Raw genomic sequence first — 21,839 nt, forward strand, 5'->3', positions numbered from 1 at the left:
CCAGCGGCACATACACCGCTCCCGCCTTCACCACACCCAACAGAACCGATACGAGATCCACCGACCGGTCCATCACCACACCGACCCGGCACTCCCGGCCCACACCCCGACCAGCCAGCCAACGCGCCACCCGATCCGCACGCTCGCCCAACTCCGTATACGTCAGCGCAACATCGCCCGACCCCACCGCCACCGCATCCGGAGTCCGCGCCACCTGGGCACCGAACAACTCCGGAAGACTCCCCACCGCAACCGGCCGAGCCGTGTCGTTCCATCCGTCCACCACCAGACGACGCTCGGTCTCCTCCAGCGCGTCGAGCCGGCCGACCGGCAGCGTGGGGTCCGCGGCGATCTGTTCCAGGAGTCGGACCAGTCGCCCTCCCATGGTCGCGACGGCCGCCGCGTCGAACCGGTCGGGCTGGTAGTCGAACCGCAGCTCCAGATCGTCGAGCGGGGCGACGGCCAGGGCCAGGGGGTAGTGGGCGGCGTCCTCGCTCGCCGAGCCGTCGATCTTCAGGCCGCTGAGCCGCAACGGGCCGTCCGGGGTCCGCGGATAGTTCTGGTACACGAGGAGCGTGTCGAACGTCGCGCCGGTTCCGGCGAGACGCTGGATCTCCGTCAGTCCGAGGTGTTGGTGCGGCAGCAGTTCCGCTTGCCGGAGCTGGAGTTCGGTCAGCAGTTCCGCCACCGTGCGGTCCGGGTCCAGGCGTACCCGCACCGGCACCGTGTTGATGAACAGCCCCAGCATCCGCTCCACACCGGGCAGATCCGCCGGCCGCCCCGCCACCACGGCACCGAAGACGACATCACTACGGCCGGTCAACATCCCGACCAGCACACCCCACACGCCCTGGATCACGGTGTTCAGCGTCAGACCGTGCGCACGGGCGACCTCGCCCAACTCCGCCGTCAACCGGGCGCCGACCTTCAACGTCGTGTGGCCGGGGACGGAGGGTTTCGTGCCGGGGTCGGCCGGGTGGAGCAGCGTCGGCTCGACCGTCCCGGCGAGCGCCTCGCGCCAGGCCTCCCGCGCCGCCTCCTTGTCCTGACGGCCCAACCACGCCAGATACTCCCGATACGGCGTGACCGGCGGCAGCACCGACACGTCACCACCGGCCGCGTACAACTCCGACAACTCACCGAACAGAACCGGCAGCGACCAACCGTCCATCACGATGTGATGCATCGTCAACACGAGCCGGTAGTGCGACTCGTCCAGCCTCAGCAGCAACAACCGCAGCAACGGCGGAACCGCCAGGTCGAACCGGGTCTTCTCGGCGGCCGCGAGGCGTTCGGCCTCCGACTGCACTTCGGCGCCGTCCAGCCCGGACAGATCCACCTCACGCCAGGGAAGTTTCACGCCCGAGGCGATCAGCTGGACGGGGTCGCCCGTGCCCCGCCGCTGGAAACTCGCCCGCAGCGTCGCGTGCCGGTCGAGGAGTGCCTGCCAGGAGCTGCGTAACAGGTCCGCGTCCAGCTCGCCCCGGAGTTCCATCGCACCCTGGAGCACATAGATGTCATGGGCCTCCTCGTCGTACCCCGCGTGGAACAGGAGACCTTCCTGAAGCGGTGAGAGCGGCCACACATCCTCGATGCGCACCTGGGTCACTGCAGTCACTCCTTTTCGGTGGCGAGATGTATCTGGAACTCGTCGATCTCGTCCTGGTCGAGGTCGACCAGGGTGAAGTCGGAGGGCGTGTGACCGCCGGTGCGGGCAGCACCGTCCGGGTCTGCCGTATGGGCCACGAGCCCCGTGAGCATCGCGACCCAGCCCGTCGCCAGCTCGTGGAGGGCGTCCCGGTCGAGCAGCCCCGTCGGGCAGGTCAGGGTCACGGTCAGTTCGGGACCGTCGGGCAGGTCACGGACCAGTCCACCGGCTTCGAGGGCGTGCGAAGCGGCCATCCGGGCGTCCGCCGTGCCGCCCAGGACCACGTCCCCGACAGGCTGCCATCTCGCCTTTCCGATGTCATGGCCGTCCAACTGCCCAACGGCGGAGGCGAATCGTCCCAGGTAGTTGAAGCCGATCTGCGGAGTGGGCACGCCGGCCAGGGCCGGCGCCGTCCCCGGGTTCAGGTGGCGCAGGAGTCCGAAGCCGAGCCCGTCGGCGGGGACCGCCCGCAGTTGCTCCTTCACCCGCTTGATGAGGTCGCCCGCCGCGGTTCCGCCGGCCCGGATGTTCGCGTACTCCTCGGTGCCGGGGTTGAGGCGCACCGGGTGGGAGCCGGTGAACCAGCCGACGGTCCGGGTCAGGTCGAGTTCGAGGTCGTCCGCGTGGGGACCGCCGGTCAGTGACGTCCGGCCGTGGCCCTCGACGTCCACCAGCATCCCCGCCGCGGTGTCGCGGCCCCTGGCGCGCTGCCACTCGGCCACCGCGCCGGCCAGCGCGGCCAGCAGCACGTCGTCGATCCCGGCGTAGAAGGCCACCGGGACGCGGGTGAGCAGGTCCGTGGTCACGGGGACGGGGACGGGCAGGGAGACCGCGTGGACGCCGGCGGCCACGGTGTCCACGGCCGGGTCGAGCGCCCTGTTCCCGATCAGCGGGTCGGGGCCGTCCAGCAGCGCCGCCCACGTGGGCAGTTCGGCCGTCCGTTCGGCACTGGCCGCCTGGGCCTCCAGGGTTCGCGCCCACCGGCGGAACGAGGTGCCGACCGGGTCGAGTTCGACGTCCCGTCCGGCTTCCAGGGCCTCGTAGGCGGATGCCAGGTCCGGGAGGAGGACGCGCCAGGAAACGCCGTCGACGACCAGGTGGTGCGCCACCAGCAGCAGGCGTCCGGGCGTGTCGGGCCCTTCGTCGAACCACACCAGTTGGACCATCACGCCGGTCGACGGGTCGAGTCGGTCGACAGCGCTCCGGAACTCGGCCGGCACGTCCGGCGTCGCGGCGCGGACCACGCACTCGGCTCCGGACGGCCCGGCGCCCTCCTCCGGCACCACCAACGCGTCCGGAACGCCGTCGACGAGTTCGAGGCGGGCACGCAGTACGGCGTGGTGGTCCAGGAGTGCCCGCACCGCTGCCCCCAGCCGGGTGAGGTCCAGCCCGGCGGGCACCTCCACGAGCATCGACTGGGTCAGCGACCCGGTCAGCGCGGTCGGCCCCGCGCGCTCGATGAGTTCGCGCATGACGGGGGTCAACGGCACCCGCCCCACGCCCACGTCGGGCACCCGCACCACGGCGGTGGAGTTTGCGGCGCTCGTGCCGGCGACCCGGCCGAGGTTCGCGGCGGACTTCTGCTCGAACACCTGCCGGGCCGTGATCACCACGCCGGCCCGCCGGGCCCGGGAGACGACGAGCATCGACATGATCGAGTCGCCGCCGAGTTCGAAGAACGAGTCCTCGGCCCCGACCCGCTCCAGGCCCAGGACTTCGGCGAACAGCGCGCAGAGGACCTCCTCCACCGGGGTGACCGGGCCACGGCCGGCCGGCCGGGCGGCGGGCTCGGGGGCGGGCAGCGCGGCCCGGTCCAGCTTGCCGTTCACCGTGACGGGCAGGGAGTCGAGCGCGACGAAGGCGGTCGGCACCATGTGCTCGGGCATCAGCCCGGCCACGTGGTCGCGCAGCTCCGCGATGTCGATTCCGGCGTGCGGGTCCGCAGGCACGACGTAGGCGACCAGCCGCTTGACGGCGTGCGCGCGGCCTTCCGTCCTGTCGGCACGGGCGATCACGGCGACCCGGCCCACGCTGTCGTGCGCGGCGAGCACGGCCTCGATCTCGCCGGGTTCGATCCGGAATCCGCGGATCTTCACCTGGTGGTCGACGCGGCCCGAGAAACGGAGTTCACCCTCGTCGGTCCAGCGGGCCAGGTCACCCGTGCGGTACATCCGCTCCCCGGAGCCGGAGAAGGGGCAGGCGACGAACCGCTCGGAGCTCAGATCCGGACGGCGGACGTAGCCTCGCGCCAGGCCGGTCCCGGCGACGTACAGCTCTCCGGTCACCCCGGGGGGAACGGGACGCAGCCACTCGTCGAGGACGTACACGCGGACGTTGGCGATCGGGCCACCGAGCGATACGGCGTCCGGGAGCGCGGCGGGCGCGGTCCAGCTGGTGACGTCCACCGTGGCCTCGGTGGGGCCGTACTCGTTGTGGAACGCGCGTCCCGGGGCCCACCGGCGCACGACGTCGGGGCCGCATTCCTCGCCCGCGGTGACCACGTGCTCGATCCTGCGCAGTACCGCGTCCGTCCGCGCGTCGTCCGCCCGGAGCGTCTCCAGGACGCTCGGGGTGAAGGTGACGGCGTTGGGCTCCAATGTTTCCAGCTCCAGCAGGATGTCGCCGTCCCGCCGGGCGACGCAGAGGGTCGCCCCGCTCGTCAGCGTCGGGTAGATCTCCGACACCGACGTGTCGAAGGACACCGAGGCGAACTGCAGCACCCGGTCACCGGGCCCCCAGCCGTACGCGCCGATCCGCCAGCTCACGTAGTTGACGAAGCCCCGGTGCGCGACGGCGACGCCCTTGGGCGTTCCGGTCGAGCCGGACGTGTAGATCACGTAGGCCGGGTGCGCGGGCCGCAGCGGCGCGACCCGGTCGGCATCGGTCGGCGCGGTCGCCGGCCGGCCCGCCAGATCGGCCGCCAGATCCGGGTCGTCCCAGATCAACGCCTCGAAGCCGGCGAAGGCTTCCGTGCTGGCGCGGGTGCACACCAGGAGCGCCGGGCGGGCGTCGGCCAGCATGAAGCGGATCCGCTCGGCCGGATAGCCGGGGTCGATCGGCACGTAGGCCGCCCCCGACTTCAGTACGCCGAGCAGGACGACGAAGAGGTCGACCGACCGCTCCATCACCACGCCGATCAGGTCTTCGGGGCCGATCCCCCGGCCGATGAGATGGTGCGCGACCTGGTTGGCCCGTGCGTCGAGTTCCGCGTACGTGAGGGCCTCGTCCGCCGTGGCGACGGCCGCCAGGTCCGGGGTCCGCGCTGCCTGCGCCTCGAACAGCCCGGTGACCAGCACGCCCGGTTCGGGTCGGGCGGTGTCGTTCCACTCGCCGAGGATCCGCTGCCGTTCGGCCGGTTCCAGTACGTCGAGTTCGCCGACCCGGACGTCCGGATCGAGGGCGAACCGTTCCAGGAGCCGGGTCAGCCTGGCCACGAGGGCCCGGACCGTCGGCCCGTCGAACACGTCGGGCCGGTACTCCAGCCTCAGCTCCAGCCCGTCGCCGGGGGTCGCCACGAGGGTGAGCGGATAGTGGGCCACTTCCTCGCCCCCGCCACCGGCGATCGGAAGTCCGCCGGGCACGGTCGCGGCATCGGGGTCGATCGGATGGTTCTCGTAGACCACGAGGGTGTCGAAGGTCGCGCCCGCACCGGCCGCGCGCTGGATCTCCGTCAGCCCCAGGTGCTGGTGGGCGATCAGCTCGGACTGCCGGTCCTGGAGCTCCGACAGCAGGTCGCAGAAGCGTCGTTCCGGGTGCAGGGGGACCCGTACCGGAACGGTGTTGATGAACAGTCCGAGCATCCGCTCGACGCTCGGGATCTCGGCCGGGCGGCCCGCGACCGTGGCACCGAACACCACGTCGGTACGGCCCGACAGCATTCCCACCAGGACCGCCCACGCACCCTGGACCAGGGTGTTCATCGTCAGCCCGTGGGTACGGGCCGCTCCTTGCAAGGTCCGGGTGAGCGCTTCGCCGGTACGAGTGACGACGTGTCCGATCGGCTCGCCGTCACCGAGGTCCGCGGGCCCGACGAGCGTGGGGTCGTCGGCGCCCGCGAGGAACTCGCGCCAGGCGTTCCGGGCGGCCTCCTTGTCCTGACGTGCCAGCCAGGCGAGGTGGTCACGGTACGGCGGCACCGGCGGCAGGACGCTCCCGTCGCCGCCGGCCGCGTAGATCCGCGACAGCTCTCCGAAGAGGATGGGCAGCGACCAGCCGTCCATGACGATGTGGTGGGAGGTCACCAGCAGACGGTGGCGTGAGTCGCCCAGCTTCAGGAGCAGCAGCCGCAACGCCGGTGGTACCGCGAGGTCGAACCGGATCGCCTGCTCCTCCTCCGCGAGCCGGTGCGCTTCGGTCTCGGCGTCCGTGTCGGTCAGGCCGGACAGATCGGCCTCGCGCCACGGCAGTTCCACGTCCCGGACGACGACCTGCACCGGACTCTCCATGCCGACCGGCTGACGGAACCCCGTCCGCAGACTCGCGTGCCGCTCCAGCAACACCTGCCACGACCTGCGCAGCAGACCCGCGTCCAACACCCCTTCGAGGTCGAGGAAGCGCTGACCCACGTACACGTCACGCGCGCCCTCGTCGTACCGGGCGTGGAAGAGCAGCCCCTCCTGCAACGGTGACAACGGCCAGACGTCGACCAGCCCCGGTACAGCCGCTTCCAGCTCGTCCACCTCGTCCTGGCCCAGCGCCACCAACGAGAAGTCGGAAGACGTACGACCCCCGGCACCCGGCTCACCGGCGTGCGCCGCCAGCCCGGCCAGCATCGCCACCCAGCCATCGGCGATCCGCGACAGCGCGGCATCGTCGAACAGTCCCGCCGGGCAGGCCAACGAGACCGTCAGCTGCGGCCCTTCGGGAAGGTCACGGACCAGACCGCCGGCATCGAGCTCGTATGTGAGGACCATGCGCTCGTCGGCCGTCCCGCCCAGCACGGTGTCACCGTCGGGATGCCAGTCCCCGCGCACGGCGACGTCGGCGGACCGGAACCGTCCGAGGTAGTTGAAGCCGATCCGCGCCGAGGGCAGCCCCTCGAACGCGGAAGCCGTCTCCTGGTTCAGATGGCGCAGCAGCCCGTACCCCAGACCATCCCCGGGAACCGCCCGCACCTGCTCCTTGACCCGCTTCAGCAGACGACCCGCCTCCGGACCACCGGACCGGATTCCCTCGTGGTCGACCGTTCCCGGGTCGAGTCGGACCGGGTAGGAGCTGGTGAACCAGCCGGCCGTGCGCGTCAGGTCCATGCCGTCGGAGAGCGGCACACGGCCGTGCCCCTCCACGTTCACCAGCACCCCGCCCGGGACCGCACGCCGCTCGTCCACGGCCGCGACGAACGCGGCCAGCAGAACGTCGTCGATGCCCGCGTGGAAGAGGGCCGGCACGCGCGTCAGCAACTCCGACGTCACCGACACGGGCACCCGAAGCTCCACACGACGCGTCCCACCCGCGACCGTGTCCACGGCCGGATCCAGCCCACGCCCACCCAGCAGATGATCCGGCCCCTCCAGCACCCGGATCCACGACGACAACTCCGCCGACCGCTCCTCGGTCGCCGCCTCCCCGGCCAGCGCCTGCGCCCAACCCCGGAACGAGGTCGTGACGGGATCGAGGGCCGCGTCAGGTCCCTCGTACGCCGCCGCGAGATCCGGAACGAGCACCCGCCACGACACGCCGTCGATCACCAGGTGGTGCGCCACCATCAGCAGCCGCCCCTGCGCATCCGGCCCGGCGTCGAACCACACGGCCCGCACCATCCCACCGGCCACCGGATCGAGCTGCTTCGCCTCGTCCTCAGCACACACCCGCACGACGTCGGCCCACTCCGCGCCATCACCGAGACCAGCCGCGTCCACCCGCCGCACGACGGGCAGAACAGAGCCCTCCTCCGGAATCACGAGCACGTTCGGTGCACCATCGGCGAGCTCCAGGCGAGCACGCAGTACGTCATGGTGATCCAGCAGCCGCCGAAGTGCCGCCTCCAGACGCGGCAACTCCAACCCGGCCGGCACCCGGAGCAGCATCGACTGGGAGAACGCCCCGGTCAGCACCGTCGGGCCCGCCCGTTCCACCAACTCGCGCATCAGCGGGGTCAACGGCACGGTGCCGGTCGCCCGCTCGGCCGCAGGGGCCCCGATCGTCTTCGTCTCGGCGACCGCGGCGAGGGCGGCCGGGGTGCGGTGCTCGAACACCTGGCGGGCGTTGATCACCACGCCCGCCCGCCGGGCCCGGGAGACGACCAGCATCGACATGATCGAATCGCCGCCGAGCGCGAAGAACGACTCCTCGGCCCCGACCCGCTCCAGCCCCAACACCTCGGCGAACAGCCCGCAGAACAACTCCTCCAGCGGACTGCGGGGCTCGCGGCCTTCGCCGCCGCCGAACTCGGGGGCGGGCAGGGCGGCCCGGTCGAGCTTTCCGTTCACCGTGACCGGCAGCGACTCCAGCCGCACGAACGCGGCCGGGACCATGTACTCCGGCAGCCTCTCGGCAGCATGCGCCCGCAGCCGGTCCACATCCGCGTCTTCGCCGGCCGGTACGACGTAGGCGACCAGCCGCTTCACGCCCGGCTGGTCCTCCCGGACCACCACCGCGACCCGAGCCACACTCTCGTGTCCGGCCAACACGCTTTCGATCTCGCCGAGTTCGATCCGGAAACCACGGATCTTCACCTGATCATCCGCACGACCCAGATACAGCAACTCACCATCCGCGGACCACCGCACCAGGTCACCCGACCGGTACATCCGATCCGAACCCGGGAACGGACAGGCCACGAACCGCTCAGCCGTCAACCCCGCCCGACCCGCATAACCCCGCGCCAACTGCACACCCGCCAGATACAACTCCCCCGTCACACCAGGAGGAACCGGACGCAGGAACTCGTCCAACACGTACGTCTGCGTGTTCCACACCGGACGCCCGATCGGCACCGACCCCGACGGCCCCGCCCCGCCCGAGCAGTCCCAGGACGTCACGTCCACCGCGGCCTCGGTCGGCCCGTAGAGGTTGTGGAGCCGCACACCGATCCGGCGGTCGAATTCCTCCACCAGATCGGGCGTCAGTGCCTCACCACTGCAGAAGACCTGCCGCAGACCTGCGCGATCACCCGGACCGACCTCCTGAAGGAACGCGCTCAGCATCGACGGCACGAAATGCATCACCGTCACCGACTGCCGGGCCACCACGTCCACCAGGTACGCCGGATCCCGATGCCCACCCGGCCTCGCCATCACCAGACCGGCGCCCACCACCAACGGCCAGAACAACTCCCACACCGACACGTCGAACCCCGTCGGCGTCTTCTGCAACACCCGGTCATCGCTCCCCAACGGGAACTGCCCCTGCATCCACAACAACCGGTTCGTAATCGCCCCGTGACCGACCACCACACCCTTCGGACGACCCGTCGACCCGGACGTGTAGATCACGTACGCCGGAAGACCGGACACGACCTCCACATCGGACCCGAGCGGATCCCCCGCACACGACGCGATCTCGGCGGCCGTCGCCTCGTCGTCCCACACCACCCACGACGCATCCCGTGCCGTCGCACGCGAGCACACCACCACCGTGGGATCCGCATCTGCCAGCACGTACTCGATCCGGTCCGCCGGATACTCCGGATCCACCGGAACGTACGCCGCCCCCGCCTTGAGCACCCCCCACAACACCGCCATCAAATCGACCGACCGCTCCATCAACACGGCCACCCGACCCTCCGGACCCACACCCCTCCCCATCAACCAGCGGGCCACCCGGTTCGACCACTCGTCCAACTCCGCATACGACAGCGAAGACCCCTCGTCACCCACCACCGCCACCGCATCCGGAGACCGCCCCACCTGAGCCGCGAACAACTCCGGCAGGGTCGTCGCGGGGAGCGGCCGGCCGGTGGAGTTCCACTCCTCCACGACCGTGTTCCGCTCGGCCGGTTCGAGCAGGTCCAGCTGCCCCACGCACGTCCCCGGGTCGGCGGCCACCTGTTCCAGGAGCCGCAGCAGCCGTCCCGCCAGGGCCCGTACGGTCGCCTCGTCCAGTACGTCGGGCCGGTAGTCGAGGCGCAGTTCCAGCCGGTCGCCCGGGATGACCCCGAGGAACAGCGGGTAGTGGGCGGCGTCCTCTCCGTCGAGCGCGCCCACCGTGACTCCGTCGAGCCGCAGGGGCCCCTCCGGGTGCCGCGGATAGTTCTCGTACGCCAGCAGGGTGTCGAAGGTCGCGCCGGCGCCCGCAACACGCTGGATCTCGGTCAGCCCCAGATGGTGGTGCGTCATCAGTTCGACTTGCCGGGACTGGAGTTCCACCAGGAGGTCCATGACCGTACGGCCCGGGTCGAGACGTACCCGTACCGGGACGGTGTTCATGAGCAGTCCCAGCATCCGCTCGACACCCGGAAGTTCGGCCGGACGACCGGCGACCGTGGCGCCGAACACCACGTCCGTCCGGCCCGCGAGCATCCCGACCAGCACGCCCCACACGCCCTGGATCACCGTGTTGAGCGTGAACCCGTTCGTGCGCGCCATGTCGCGCAGTGCCCCGCTCAGCCGCGGATCGGCCGACGTGCCGATCGTCCGCGGGGCCATCGGCTCCACCGCCCGGTCGATCGGTCCGACGAGGGTGGGCTCGGACGTCCCCGCCAGGGCCGCCCGCCATGCCTCCCGTGCGGTGTCCTTGTCCTGACGGCCCAGCCATGCCAGGTACTCCCGGTACGAGGTGACCGGCGGCATCGCCCCGGCGTCGCCCCGGGCCGCGTAGATCTCGGACAGTTCGCCGAACAGGACCGGCAGTGACCAGCCGTCCAGCACGATGTGGTGCAGCGTCACGAAGAGGCGGTGGCGCGTGGCGCCCAGCCTCACCAGCAGCACCCGAAGCAGCGGCGGAGTCGCCAGATCGAACCGGGACTGTTCCGCCCTCGCCAGCCGCCCGGCCTCGACCTCGGCGTCCGCCTCGGGCAGGCCGGACAGGTCCGCCTCGCGCCAGGGCAGCTCCACCTCGGGTACGACCACCTGGACGGGCCGTTCCATCCCGGCGGGCTGCCGGAAGCCGGTGCGCAGGTTCGCGTGCCGGTCGAGCAGCGCCTGCCAGGACTTCCGGAGGGAGCCGGTGTCCAGGCCGCCGTCCAGGTCGACGAAGGTCTGCTCGACGTAGACGTCGCGCGTCCCCTCGTCGTACCGGGCGTGGAACAGCAGGCCTTCCTGCAATGGCGAAAGCGGCCATACGTCGACGAGGCCGGGGAAGTCCGCCTCGAGTTCCTCCACCTCGGCCTGGCCGAGGGCGACCAGCGGGAAGTCGGCCGGGGTGTGGCCGCCGCTGTCCGGGTCGGCGGCGTGGGTCGCCAGTCCGGTGAGCATCGCCACCCAGCCGGACGTCAGCCGGCGCAGGGCCTCCTCGTCGAACAGGCCGACCGGGCAGACCACGGACACGGTCAGCTCGGGACCGTCCGGCAGCTCGGTGACCAGGCCGCCGGCCTCCAGGGCGTGGGAGGCGGCCATGCGCGGGTCCGTTCTCCCCGCGAGGCCGAGCTCGCCGACGGGCCGCCAGCTTCCCCCGCCCGGCTCGGCGGCGTGCGTGACGCGGCCGAGGTAGTTGAAGCCGATCTGCGCGGAGGCCAGCCCCTCGAACGCGGAGGCGGTCTCGGGGTTCAGGTGACGGAGCATTCCGTACCCGAGTCCGTCGCCCGGTACGGCACGAACCTGTTCCTTGACCCGCTTGAGCAGTCGGCCCGCCTCCGGTCCACCGGCGCGCACCTGTGCGAAGTCCGCGGAACCGGCGTCCAGTCGCAGGGGGTGGGAGCTGGTGAACCAGCCGATCGTGCCCGTCAGGTCCATGCCGTCGGAGAGGGGCACGCGACCGTGCCCTTCGACATCCACCAGCATCGGGCCGGCAGCGCCCCGACCCCGGTCGAGCCGCCACTCCTCCAGGGCCGCGACCAGGCCGGCGAGCAGCACGTCGTCGATTCCGGCATGGAAGGCGGCCGGTACGCGTGTCAGCAGCTCCGACGTCACCGACACCGGCAGCCGGAGTTCGACCCGCCGCATGCCCGCGCCCTCGGTGTCGACGGCCGGGTCGAGGGCCCGGTCGGCGAGCGGCGCGTGGGTGCCTTCGAGCAGCCGGATCCAGTCGGGCAGCTCCGCCACCCGCTCCGCACTCGTCGCCTGCGCGGCCAGTTCCAGGGCCCACCGCTGGAACCGGGTGGACGACGTGGCGGGTGCCGGTTCCCTGCCGTCCGCCGTCGACTCGTACGCGGCGGCCAGTTCGGGTACGAGTGTCCGCCACGACACGACGTCGATCACCAGGTGATGGGCCACGAGCAGCAATCGGCCCGGCGCGTCCGGTCCGGCGTCGAACCACACCATCCGTACCATCGCCCCGGCCTGCGGATCGATGTGCCGTAGGGCGCGCTCCGCCTCGGCCTCCACATCGTCCGTGACGGCGCGGACCACGCAGTGCGCGGCCGTCGGCCCGGTGTCCTGCTCCGGGATCACCAGCCGTCCCGTTCCTTCGGCGAACTCCAGCCGTGAGCGCAGGATCGGGTGCCGGTCGAGCAGTGACTGCACGGCCGTGCGCAGCCGTTGCGGGTCCAGTCCGGGCGGGACCTGGAGCAGCGTCGACTGGGACAGCGTGCCCGTCAGCGCCACCGACCCGGCCCGTCCTGCGAGTTCGAGCATCACGGGGGTCAGGGGCACCGGTCCGGTGCTCCGCGCGGAGGGTTCCGCCGGTTGCTCGGTGACCGTCCCGGCCACCCGCGCCAGCCCGGCCGGGGTGTTGTGTTCGAACACCTGCCGGGCCGTGATCAGCGCTCCGGCGCGCCGGGCCCGGGCAACGACCAGCATGGACATGATGGAGTCGCCGCCGAGTGCGAAGAAGGAGTCCTCGACCCCGACCCGTTCCAGGTCCAGCACCTCGGCGAACAGTGCGCAGAACAGCTCTTCCAACGGGGTCCGGGGCTTGCGGCCTTCGCCGCCGCCGAACTCGAGGGCCGGGAGCGCGGCCCGGTCGAGCTTTCCGTTGACGGTGACCGGCAGGGTCTCCAGCCGCACGAACGCGGCCGGGACCATGTAGTCCGGCAGCTTGCCCGCGACGTGGTCCCCGAGCCGTACGACATCCACGCCCGCGTCGGCATCGGCCGGCACGACGTACGCGACCAGCCGCTTGACTCCCGGCTGGTCCTCGCGCACGACCACGGCGACCTGAGCCACGCTCTCGTGCGCGGCCAGCACCGCCTCCACCTCGGCCGGCTCGATCCGGAAACCACGGATCTTCACCTGATCGTCCACGCGACCGGCGAACAGCAACCGCCCCTCGGAGGACCATCGCGCCAGGTCACCCGTCCGGTACATCCGGCCGGCGCCATAGGGGCAGGCCACGAAGCGCTCCGCCGTCAGAGCCGCCCGACCGTCGTAGCCGCGTGCCAGCCCCGACCCCGCCACGTACAGCTCGCCCACGACACCCGGAGGCACCGGGTGCAGGAATTCGTCCAGCACGTAGGACCTGCTGTTGTCCATCGGGTACCCCAGGGGCACACCATCCGGAACCTCGTCCCCCGCGGTGTACGGGATCTGCGTGGTGAACGCCGTCGTCTCCGTCGGCCCGTACGTCGAGCGAACCGTCAGCCCCGGATGCGCAGCCAACAAGGACCGGATCGCCGACGCCGAAACGACGTCACCACCGGTCGACACCTCACGCACACCCGCGAAGATCTCCGGCGACTCCTCCGCCAACACCCGGAACAGACCGGCCGTCGCATGCACATTGGTCACACCGTGCTCGGCGATCAACCGGCCACGCTCCGCCGCGTCCACCTCGCCCGCCGGTACCACGACCAGGGCACCGCCCCGCACCAGCGGCATCCAGACCTCGTACGTCGAGGCGTCGAAGGCGTGGTTGGCCTGCAGCAGGACGCGCTCCGAGAGAGCGCCGTCCCAGCTGCGGTCCAGGACGAAGCTCACGACGTTCCGATGGGTGACGGCGACGCCCTTGGGTACACCGGTCGACCCGGACGTGTACATCACGTACGCCAGCCCGTCCGGCGGCAGGGCGAGGTCGGGGTCCACCGGTGCGGCCGCGAACGCCTCGGCCGCGGCGGCCGTCGGGAGGCCGTCGAGGTCACGGTCGGCCAGCACCAGCGACACGCCGGCCTCGGCCACCACCGCGCGCAGCCGCTCATCGGGGTGCCCTCCGTCGAGCGGCACATAGGCCGCTCCCGCCTTCAGGACACCCAGCAGGACGGCGATCAGCTCGGGCGACCGGTCCATCACCACACCGACGCGGCACTCCGGGCGGATTCCTCGGCCGATCAGCCAGTGTGCGACCCGGTTGGAACGCTCGTCGAGTTCGGCGTACGTCCAGGTCGCGGTGGAGCCGGTGATCGCGACGGCCTCCGGCGTGCGGGCCGCCTGTGAGCGGAAGAGCTCGGGCAACGTCTCGTCGGGGAAGGGCCGCAGGGTGTCGTTCCACCCCTCGACGACCAGGTGCTTCTCGGCGTCGTCGAGGACGTGGAGCCCGCTGACCCGCACCTGCGGGTCGGCGGCCGCCTGTTCCAGTACCCGGACGAGCCGGTCGGCGAGCGTTCTGGCGGTCGGCTCGTCGAACAGGTCGGTGGGGTACGAGAGGTCTCCGTCGATGCCGTCCGGGGCGCCCTGCCCGTCGCGGCGCTCGGTGAGGGTCACGGACAGGTCGAAACGGGCGGGCGGGGACGCGGACTCGTAGGCGCTGACGGTCAGTCCGGGCAGCTCCCATTCGGGATCCGGGAGGTTCTGGAGCAGCAGCATGACCTGGAAGAGCGGGTGCCGGGCGAGCGAGCGGACCGGGTTGAGCTCCTCCACCAGCCGCTCGAACGGCACGTCCTGGTGGGCGTAGGCCGCCAGATCGGTTTCCCGGACGCAGTCCAGCAGTTCGGCGAACGTGGGGTCCCCGCTCGCATCGGTCCGCAGCACCAGCGTGTTGACGAAGAAGCCCGCCAGATCCTCCAGGGCCGAGTCACCGCGTCCCGCGACGGCCGTGCCCATCGGCAGGTCGGTGCCGGCGCCGAGGCGGGCCAGCAGCATCGCCAGTGCCGTCTGGACGGCCATGAACACGGTCGCCGAGCCCTGCCTCGCCACCTCCACCAAGCCCGCGTGCGCCTCCGCGCCGAGCGCGACCGGCACCGAGCCGCTCCGGAAGGAGGGCACGGCGGGCCGGACACGGTCCGTCGGGAAGGTCAGTTCCTCGGGGAGTCCGTTCAGCGCCGCCCGCCAGTAGCCGAGCTGGGCGGCGATCAGGCTGTTCTCGTCCGCCAGGTCGCCGAGCATCTCGTGCTGCCACAGCGCGTAGTCGGCGTACTGGACCGGCAGCACCGACCAGGTGGCGGGGATGCCGTGCCGGCGGGCCGCGTAGGCGGCGCGCAGGTCCCGGGCGAGTACGCCCATCGACCAGCCGTCCACCGCGATGTGGTGGGCGACCAGCGAGAGCACGTATTCGCTGCCGGGCAGCACCAGCAGTTCGGTCCGCCACGGCAGGTCGTGGGCCAGGTCGAACCGCCGGTCGGCCGCCTCGGCGAGCGCGGCGGGCAGTTCGTCTTCGGCGATGTCGCGGACGTGGAGCTCCGGGCGGCCGTCGGGGCCGTCCAGGATGTCCTGGCGGGGGACGCCTCCCGTGGCGGGGAAGCGGGTGCGCAAGGTTTCGTGCCGGTCGGCGAGGTCGCCGAGGGCCGCCTCGATGGCGGCCACGTCGAGCTCACCGGACATGCGCAGGGCGAGGGGCACGTTGTACGCGGCGCCCGCCCCGGCCTCCTCCAGCCCGTTCAGGAACCACATGCGCTGCTGGCCGAACGACAACGGCAGCGTCTCGGGCCGCTGTCGTGCGACCACGCCGGTCCGGGCGACGCTCCGGTCGTTCTCGACGAGTGCGGCGATCCCCGCGGCGGAGGGCGCGCCGAACAGCTGCCGGATGTTGATCTCGGCGCCGAGGACCTTCCGGATCCGTACGATCAACCGCATCGCGAGCAGCGAGTCGCCGCCGAGTTCGAAGAACGAGTCCTCGGCGCCGACGCGTTCCGGACCCAGGAGTTCACGGAACAGCCCGCACAGCACTTCTTCCAGGGGCGTCGCCGGGCCCCGGCCGACCGCGTCGCCCCGGGTCGGTGCCGGCAGCGCGGCCCGGTCCAGCTTGCCGTTGACGGTGACCGGCAGGGAGTTCATCGTGACGAAGGCGGCGGGCACCATGTAGTCGGGCAGGGCCCGCGCGGCATGCTCGCGGAGCGTGGCACCGTCGACGTCCTGCTCGGCGGGTACGACGTAGGCGACCAGGCGTTTCACACCCGGATGGTCCTCGCGGCCGATCACGGCCACCTGGCCGACGCCGTCGTGTCGGGCCAGCACGGCCTCGATCTCGCCCAACTCGATCCGGAAGCCGCGGATCTTCACCTGGTCGTCGACCCGGCCGACGAACCGGAGCTCGCCGTCGGAGGTCCAGCGGGCCAGGTCACCGGTCCGGTACATCCTCTCCCCGGAGCCGGAGAAGGGAGAGGCCACGAACCGCTCGGACGTCAGGCCCGCGCGGCTGACGTAGCCGCGTGCCAGCCCGGCCCCGGCGACGTACAGGTCGCCGGACACGCCGGGCGGGACCGGGCGCAGGAACTCGTCCAGTACGTAGACCCTGACGCCGGCGACGGGGCCGCCCAGCGACACCGCGTCCGGCACTTCGGCCGGAGCGGCCCACGAGGTGACCGTCACGGTGGCCTCCGTCGGCCCGTACTCGTTGTGGAACGAGCGCCCCTCGGCCCAGCGCCGCACCAGCTCGGAGCCGTACTCCTCGCCGCCGAGGACGACGTGCTCGATGCGGTCCAGGACCGTCGTGGCCCGCTCGCCCTCTCCGACGAGCGACTCCAGGACGCTCGGAGTGAACGTGACGGCGTTGACCGCCAGCCTCTCCAGCTCCAGCAGGGCGTCTCCGTCACGGCGCGCGACGCAGAGTGTCGCGCCGCCCGCCAGCGCGGGAAAGATCTCGGCGACGGACACGTCGAAGGACACGGAGGCGAACTGCAGGACCCGGTCGCCCGGACCCCATCCGTACTCCGCCACCCGCCAGGCCACGAAGTTGGCCAGCCCCCCGTGCGCGACCGCCACGCCCTTCGGCCTCCCGGTCGACCCGGACGTGTAGATCACGTACGCCGGATGGGTCGGGCGCAGCGGTACGACCCGGTCGGCGTCGGTCGGCGGGGTCGCCGGAGCGTCCGCGATCCCGGCGATGGTCGACGGGTGGTCCAGGAGGAGTCGCGGGAACCCGGCGGCGGTTTCCGCGGTCCGGCCGGTGCACACCACCAGGGCCGGACTCGTGTCGTCCAGCATGAAGCCGACCCGGTCGGCCGGGTAGCCGGGGTCGATCGGCACGTAGGCCGCGCCCGACTTCAGTACGCCGAGCAGCACGGCGACCAGATCGGCCGAGCGCTCCATCAGTACGCCGACGAGGTCCTCGGGGCCCACGCCCCGGCCGATGAGCGCGTGTGCCACCCGGTTGGCCCGTGTCTCCAGTTCCGCGTAGGTCAGCGTGGTGTCGTCGCCGACCACCGCGACGGCGTCCGGGTCGCGCGCCACCCGCGCCTCGAACAGTTCGGGCAGCGTCGGAACCGGTGTGTCCCGGGCGGTGTCGTTCCATGCGACGAGGGCGCGGGAGCGTTCGCCCTCGATCAGCACGTCGACCTCACCGATCCGGACGGCCGGGTCGGCCGCGACCTGCTCCAGTACCCGCACCAGCCGACGGGCCAGGGCCCGGGCCGTGGGCTGGTCGAACAGGTCGACGGCGTACTGGAGGTCGCCGTTGATCCCCGCGGGCGCGCCCTGTTCGTCGCGGTGCTCGGCGAGGCTGACCGACAGGTCGACGCGCGCGGGGACGGCCTCGTCGGGCAGGGACCGCTCCTCCAGGGTCTGGACGGTCAGGCCCGGCAGGTCCCAGTCCGCGGGCGGAACGTTCTGGAGAACGAGCATGACCTGGAACAGCGGATGGCGGGCGAGGGACCGGGCCGGGTTGAGGTCCTCGACGAGTCGCTCGAACGGCAGGTCCTGGTGGGCGTAGGCCGCCAGGTCCGTTTCCCGGACGCGGTCCAGCAGTTCGGCGAACGTGGGGTCGCCGGCGGCGTCCGTCCGCAGCACCAGGGTGTTGACGAAGAAGCCGGCCAGGTCGTCGAGGTTGCTGTCCCCGCGGCCCGCCACGGCGGTTCCGATGGGCAGGTCGGTGCCCGCCCCCAGCCGGGCCAGCAGCATCGCCAGAGCCGCCTGCACGACCATGAACACGGTCGCCGAACCCTGCCTCGCCACCTCCACCAGGCCCGCGTGCGCCTGTGCGCCGAGCTCGATCGGGACGGACCCGCCCCGGAACGACGAGACCGCGGGCCGGGTCCGGTCGGCCGGAAGGGTCAGCTGGTCCGGCAGGTCGGCCAGCACCTCGCGCCAGTGGGCGAGTTGGGTGTTGACGAGGCTGCCGGGGTCGGTGACCTCACCGAGCACCTCGCGCTGCCAGAGCGCGTAGTCGGCGTACTGGACCGGCAGCGGCGGCCATCCGGCCGTCCCGCCCGTGAGCCGGGCCGCGTAGGCGGTGCGCAGGTCACGGGCCAGGATGCCCATCGTCCAGCCGTCGACCGCGATGTGGTGTGCCACCACGATCAGTACGTGCTCCGAGGGGGACAACGTCAGCAGGTCGACCCGCCAGGGCAGCTCGCGCGCCAGGTCGAAGCCCTCGGCGAGCGCTGTGGCGAGCGCGAGGGGCAGATCGGCTTCCCCGGCCGTGCGCAGGCGGAGCTCCGGCCGGCCGGCCGGACCCTCCAGGATGTCCTGCCGGGGAACTCCGTCGATGCCAGGGAAGACGGTGCGCAGGCTCTCGTGCCGGTCGGCGACATCGACCAGAGCCGCTTTCAGGGCCGCCCGGTCGAGGGCGCCGGACAGACGCAGGATCAGCGGTACGTTGTAGGCGGCGCCGGCTCCGGCTTCCTCGAGCTGGTTGAGGAACCACATCCGCTGCTGGCCGAAGGACAGCGGCAGTTTCTCGGGCCGCTCCCGTGCGACCAGGGGCACGCGGACTCCGGTGGTCCGCGACCCGTCGGCCCGGTCCGCCAGTTCCGCGACGGTGGGTGCCCGGAACACGTCCCGGATGCCGATCTCGACGTCGAGTACGGAACGGATACGGGCGATCAGCCGCGTCGCCAGGAGGGAATCGCCGCCGAGTGCGAAGAACGAGTCCTCGGCGCCGACCCGTTCCAGGCCCAGCACCCCGGCGAACAGCCCGCACAACACCTCCTCCACCGCGGTGGCCGGGCCGCGGCCGGCGGAACCGGTGAACTCGGGCGCGGGCAGCGCGGCCCGGTCCAGCTTTCCGTTCACCGTGACCGGCAACGACTCCAGGCCCACGAACGCGGCCGGGACCATGTACTCGGGCAAGGACTGCGCGGCGAACTCCCGCAGGACCTCCCCGTCGACCTCTCGTCCGGCCGGTACGACGTAAGCGACCAGCCGCTTCACGCCCGGCTGGTCCTCCCGGACCACCACCGCGACCCGCCCGACACCCTCGTGTCCGGCCAACACGCTCTCGATCTCGCCGAGTTCGATCCGGAAACCACGGATCTTCACCTGATCATCCGCACGCCCCAGATACAGCAACTCACCATCCGCGGACCACCGCACCAGGTCACCCGACCGGTACATCCGATCCGAACCCGGGAACGGACAGGCCACGAACCGCTCAGCGGTCAGAGCAGCCCGACCCGCATAACCCCGCGCCAACTGCACACCCGCCAGATACAACTCCCCCGTCACACCAGGAGGAACCGGACGCAGGAACTCGTCCAACACGTACGTCTGCGTGTTCCACACCGGACGACCGATCGGCACCGACCCCGACGGCCCTGCCCCGCCCGAGCAGTCCCAGGACGTCACGTCCACCGCGGCCTCGGTCGGCCCGTAGAGGTTGAACAGCTCCGCGTCCAGTACGGCCCGGAAGTCCGCCACGACCTCCGCGGACAAGGCCTCACCGCTGCACATCACCCGGCGCAGACCAGCGCAGGCACCCGGAGCCACCTCGGGAAGGAACGCGCTCAGCATCGACGGCACGAAATGCATCACCGTCACCGACTGCCGGGCCACCACGTCCACCAGGTACGCCGGATCCCGATGCCCACCCGGCCTCGCCATCACCAGACCGGCGCCCACCACCAACGGCCAGAACAACTCCCACACCGACACGTCGAACCCCGTCGGCGTCTTCTGCAACACCCGGTCATCGCTCCCCAACGGGAACTGCCCCTGCATCCACAACAACCGGTTCGTAATCGCCCCGTGACCGACCACCACACCCTTCGGACGACCCGTCGACCCCGACGTGTAGATCACGTACGCCGCCGATCCGGGCGTCACCGTCGACGCCGGCGCGGCGCCGGAGCAGGACGCGATCTCGGCGGCCGTCGCCTCGTCGTCCCACACCACCCACGACGCATCCCGTGCCGTCGCACGCGAGCACACCACCACCGTGGGATCCGCATCGGCCAGCACGTACTCGATCCGGTCCGCCGGATACTCCGGATCCACCGGAACGTACGCCGCCCCCGCCTTGAGCACCCCCCACAACACCGCCATCAAATCGACCGACCGCTCCATCAACACGGCCACCCGACCCTCCGGACCCACACCCCTCCCCATCAACCAGCGCGCCACCCGGTTCGACCACTCGTCCAACTCCGCATACGACAGCGAAGACCCCTCGTCACCCACCACCGCCACCGCATCCGGAGACCGCCCCACCTGAGCCGCGAACAACTCCGGCAGGGTGACGGCCCGCAACGGCTCGTCGGTGTCGTTCCACTCCTCCACGACCCTGTGCCGCCCGGCCTCGGTGAGGGTGTCCAGCCGCCCCACCGGCATCCGCGGTTCCGCGGCCGCCGCTTCGAGGAAGGCCACGAAGGCCGCCTGGTGGGCCACGAAGTCGTCGCTCCCCGGCGACGACACGTCTCCGTCGAAGTCGATCCGGATCCGGCCGTCCGCGGAACCGCCCCGAACGGTGATCATCAGATCCTCGGCGGGCGGTATCGAGACGTCGTGCGTGGTGCCCTTCGAACCCGCGAAATCCAGGTCGTTGTCGAAGGTGACGACGTTGACGAGCGGTCCGAAGTGCCGTTTGCCACCGACCGGCCATTCGAGTTCGCGGCGCAGGTCCTCACCCCGGTACCGCTGGTGCCGCGCGATGGCGCGCAGTTCGTCCTTCACCCGTCGGGCGAGGGTGAGGATGTCCTCCCGCGGGTCCACGCGCACCCGCATCGGCACGATGTTGGCCATCGTGCCGGGGGTGCGTCCCGAGAGCGCGGTGACGCGACCCGTCACGACGACGCTGAACACGACGTCGGAGCTGCCGGTCATCCTGGCGAAGTGCACGGCTGCCGCGGCGATGACGACGTTCGACCAGTTCACGTCGCCGGCGGCCGCCGACCGCCGGACGCGTTCCGCTGTCGAAGGGGCGAGGTGGGTCGTCTCGCGTCGGAACTCGGCGTCCGCCGCGCCGCCGACGGCCAGGGCCACCGGGTTCGGCCGGTCGGCGAAGCGACCGGTCCAGTAGGCGCGGTCCTCGTCCTGACCGGCGGAGCCCCGGTACCCCTCCTGCTCATCGAGGACGTCCGTGATCGACCCGAACCTGGCCTCGGCGCAAGAGGTCCCGCGCACGAGCGAGGTGTAGATCGCCGCCACGCGCCGTCCGAACACCGACCAGCCGAAGGCGTCCATGACCACGTGGTTGTACCGCTGGTACCAGAGGTGGCGGTCTGCGGAGAGACGGAAGAGCGCGTACGCGAACAGCGGGCTCGCCATCGGGTCCGCAGGGCGGGCCAGATCCTCCCGCATCCACGCGTGCGCTTCGGCCTCAGGGTCCGAGGACGAACTCAGGTCCAGGACGGTGAGGGACCACTCGGGCCGCGTGACGACCTGGTGGGGTCCGTGGGCGTCCTCCACGATCCGGACGTTCAGCCCTTCGGCCTCTGCCACGGCCTGCCGTAGCGCGGTCTCGAACAACGGCCGGTCCAGCGGCCCGTCGATCGCCACGAACTCACCGGAGTTGTAGACCGGGCTGGGAGCGCCGATGCGCTGCGCGAGCCAGATGTCGTACTGGGCCGCGGACAGGGGCAGGCGAAGGTCGTCCTGAGACATGCGGGTCCCTCACTCGGGGTTCTGTGCGTTGA

The 21,839-nt window shown here is 71.5% G+C and carries 2 protein-coding genes; both read right to left on the reverse strand.

Annotation, left to right across the window (positions count from 1 at the left end; genetic code table 11):
* Window positions 1–1,609: condensation domain-containing protein (locus AB0I68_RS09970; protein ID WP_363176734.1), on the reverse strand; the 1,609-nt coding region annotated here is incomplete at its 3' end.
* 5 nt (window positions 1,610–1,614) lie between these two features.
* Entirely contained in the window at window positions 1,615–21,807 is a 20,193-nt protein-coding gene (locus tag AB0I68_RS09975; protein WP_363176735.1) for a non-ribosomal peptide synthase/polyketide synthase, read from the reverse strand.
* Window positions 21,808–21,839 lie beyond the last annotated feature (32 nt).

It is taken from the genome of Streptomyces sp. NPDC050448 (assembly GCF_040655295.1).
Lineage (GTDB): Bacteria > Actinomycetota > Actinomycetes > Streptomycetales > Streptomycetaceae > Streptomyces.

What these genes read in the sequence shown, in the direction of transcription:
- AB0I68_RS09975 (WP_363176735.1), bottom strand. Translation starts at nt 21,807, where the DNA reads ATGTCTCAGGACGACCTTCGCCTGCCCCTGTCCGCGGCCCAGTACGAC.